4 protein-coding genes are annotated in these 3112 nt (G+C 59.5%); all 4 read left to right on the plus strand.

The annotated features are described in order from the left end of the window. Positions 1 to 681 precede the first annotated feature (681 nt). The 4 genes from BGI27_RS17570 to BGI27_RS17585 all read left to right on the plus strand — a co-directional run bounded on the left by BGI27_RS17570 (position 682) and on the right by BGI27_RS17585 (position 2886). Complete coding sequence (locus BGI27_RS17570; RefSeq protein ID WP_141239799.1) at positions 682 to 1239, plus strand: RNA-directed DNA polymerase; 558 nt, start codon at positions 682 to 684, stop codon at positions 1237 to 1239. Next, positions 1236 to 2096, plus strand: coding sequence for a dATP/dGTP pyrophosphohydrolase domain-containing protein (locus BGI27_RS17575; RefSeq protein ID WP_095526066.1), 861 nt, complete (start codon positions 1236 to 1238; stop codon positions 2094 to 2096). The genes BGI27_RS17570 and BGI27_RS17575 overlap by 4 nt, the downstream gene beginning before the upstream one ends. After that, entirely contained in the window at positions 2093 to 2431 is a 339-nt protein-coding gene (locus BGI27_RS17580) for a hypothetical protein (RefSeq protein ID WP_095526067.1), read from the plus strand. The genes BGI27_RS17575 and BGI27_RS17580 overlap by 4 nt, the downstream gene beginning before the upstream one ends. Before the next feature lie 266 nt (positions 2432 to 2697). Continuing rightward, complete coding sequence (locus BGI27_RS17585; protein ID WP_141239798.1) at positions 2698 to 2886, plus strand: hypothetical protein; 189 nt, start codon at positions 2698 to 2700, stop codon at positions 2884 to 2886. Positions 2887 to 3112: the final 226 nt, after the last annotated feature.

Below are 3112 nucleotides of genomic sequence, written 5' to 3' on the forward strand. Positions count from 1 at the left end.
GAAAAACAGTATTTCATGAAGCTCGGGGCTGTCTAGGAAACCCGGGGCGATTCAGTTTAGAAACAAGCCCGCCTAGTGCGGGCTTTTTTGTGCCCTCTGAGAGCGCTCCATCGTTGGGTGCCTCTTTGTGCGCCCATTTTTTAAACAAAATGTTTGACTTTTTATTACACTCCATGTTTAATTCACTCCAACGCAGCACGAAACGCCGCTGCGGCAACCGGGAAAGAGATCGACATGAACACGTTCGACAAGCTGATGGAGGTCTTTTTCGAGATTAGCCTTCTGCTGGCCTTCGGCGCGATTCAGGCGGCGCTCTTTCTGCGGTTGGTCTGACACAAGCCACGGAGCCGGAGCCAAGCCAGCAAGACGCCCTTGGGATGAGCTGGGGAAGGCCAGAAAAGCAACGGCAGACGTACCCGCACAAAGCGGGAAGGCAAGCAGCACATGGGCGCGGATTGAGCGCCACGGCAGTACCGAAGAACCGAATTCGCAGCACGCTCTTTTACATGACAGGCAAGTAAGCAGCGCGGCGCCCGGACGCATGAGCCGGAGCGCGAAAGAAGCGAAACGCGCTCGGGGCTTGAGGTGGCCGCCCCCGGATGGATAGACGGCCAAAGACTGCACGCAGGAACGCGAACGCCACAACCGAAGGGCGTTTGCCTGCGGCGCAGGGGGCCTACATTGGCCGCGCCTGAACGTACAACTGAATCCAGGGCGCAGAAATCATGGATCAACCGCATGGCGGCCGGAGGCCGCACTTACATTGCCATCGCAGCCGGGAGGCGCGCCGTCGGCAAGCTGGACGCTGTAACCAGCGGCAAACATCGCCTGCGTTGCAGGCATTACATCCGGTATGTCGATGATTTCGTGCTGCTGCACGAATCTCCACAGTGGCTCAACGACGCGAAGAACGAGATTGAGTCATTCCTTTCTGATCGGCTCGGCGCGCGGCTGAATCCCAAAAAAACGATCTTGCAGCCAGTGGCGCGAGGCATCGACTTCGTTGGTCAGGTCATCAAGCCATGGCATCGCACTTTGCGCCGCAAGACATACAGCGATGCGCTACAGCGATGCCGAACCGTACCGCGCGACGAGCTTTTCGAAACGGCCAACAGCTACCTAGGCCTGCTTCGACACACAGCCGGCCATCACGACAGCGCACGCATTGCGAATGCGGCCCGGAAGCGCGGGTACAGCGTCAAAGCGGACCTGACAAAAACCTATAGGAGAACAGCATGAGCACCGAAACCAACGTCGGCGAAGCCCCCGTTGCATTTGACCTGATCGCACATCTGCAGCGTCAGCAGCTGTTCTCGCTGAACACATTCGGCCCAGGCATTCGTACCGCTGGCGTATCCGACCACATCCGCAAAGAACTGTTGGAAATCGAAAAGGCACCTGCGGACGTGACGGAATGGGTCGATGTGATTTTGCTGGCCTTCGACGGCGCATGGCGCTGCGGAGCATCACCCGAACAAATCGCATCTGCGATTGCTGCCAAACAAACGAAGAACGAATGTCGCAACTGGCCGGACTGGCGCACAGCAGATCCGAACAAGGCAATTGAACACGTAAAGGCGATTCCAGGCGAACAGGAGCGCGTCGAGACGGAGCGCGAAACCGTAGTGCTGGGCGATCCGCAGGAGGAAGACGAATCCTGGCCCGACGACGATCCACGCCGGCACAACTGCGATGCGATGGGCTGCGGGCGTAGCCATGTGCTGGCCCGCATCAAAAAAGGGGCGACCGCGCCTGCGGCCGTGACCGATGAACCGGTGTTCTGGTATCGGCCGCGCTCCGACGGCGGTTACGAGGGTCCGATTCACAACGCCAGCATTGAAAACGTGCGCAAGCGTTCCAGCGCATGGGTGCCGCTCTACACCCGCCCTGCCGCTGACGTTCTGGCGGATGCGGAGCGAATCCAAGCAATACCACTGCCCAAGCATGAGACGACGATTGCGATCGAAGAAATACTGGCGGAGTACAGCGACGACGATCGTCGGGAAGAAGTGTGGGAGTCGATTACGGCCTACGCAGATATTCATGCTCGCGCCGCAATCGACGCAGCCCGAGCCAAGGAAGGCGGTGCAGCATGAGCGAACTCACAGACCGCGAGATCCTGGAGCTTTGCGCGATAGCGTGCGGAATCGAATATCAGTGGGATACGTGGGCCAGCGCGCCGATGATGCTGACCCCCGACAAATTTGATACGCAGACGTGGAACCCGCTCACTGATGGCAACGACGACGCCAGCATGGAGAACAAGTGCGGGGTCATTGCCGGCTGCCGTTACGGCAAGTCAATCATCCCGCTGTCGTCAGGGACGATTGGGGAAACCTTCACCCCCGGAAACGACGCAGAGCGCCGCCGCGCAAGCTGCCTTGTTGTTGCACGCATGCAGCAGGCAAAGGAAGGGGCGAGCCATGGCTAAGGTCAGAGCATTGCCGCACCTGGCCGGCGACTCGATGTTCAAGCCTCTTTTCACCGAGGACCAGATGCGCGAGCTTCTGGCAGCAGAGCGGGAACGCTGCGCGCGGATTTCGTCGTTGCCGCCAACCCCGCCGTTGTGCTTGAGCTGATCGCAGAGAACGAGCGGCTGCGCGACAAGGCCGCCACGGCAGAGGCATGCGCGCGGGCTATCGAGAACCGAAGCCCGCCCCGTGGTTGTCCTGGCATTGCAGCTTTGGAGGCCGAATGATGAACAAACCACACCTGACACTGCGCACGCACGACGACCCGCCTGCCCCGCCGCCTTGGGCGCAGCACTTCCGGGCATTCGTGGTCGGCGCTGAAGACGAGCAGCCGCTGACGCTGACCATCGACAAAGTTGAAGGTTTCTTCTGGAACCGTCGCAATGGCATCCGCGCCGTGGAGTGGCTTCCCTGATGTCCAGCAAATCAATCCGCCCCACGCCATCAAGCAACAAGACCGAAAAACGAGGGTGCAATGAGTCTCTCAAATCAATCCGACGCAAATATCACAGCGCTACTATCCCCACTGGTAAGCCAGCTTGCCGAATCCATCAAGCTCGCGGCCAGCATCCCGGAAGAGCGCCGACTAGGGCGTGTTCACAGTAGCCAGATATAGGCGCATGCGAGATGCAAGAAGGCGC

The organism is Candidatus Dactylopiibacterium carminicum, assembly GCF_014736495.1.
In the GTDB taxonomy this organism is placed as follows: Bacteria; Pseudomonadota; Gammaproteobacteria; order Burkholderiales; family Rhodocyclaceae; genus Uliginosibacterium; species Uliginosibacterium carminicum.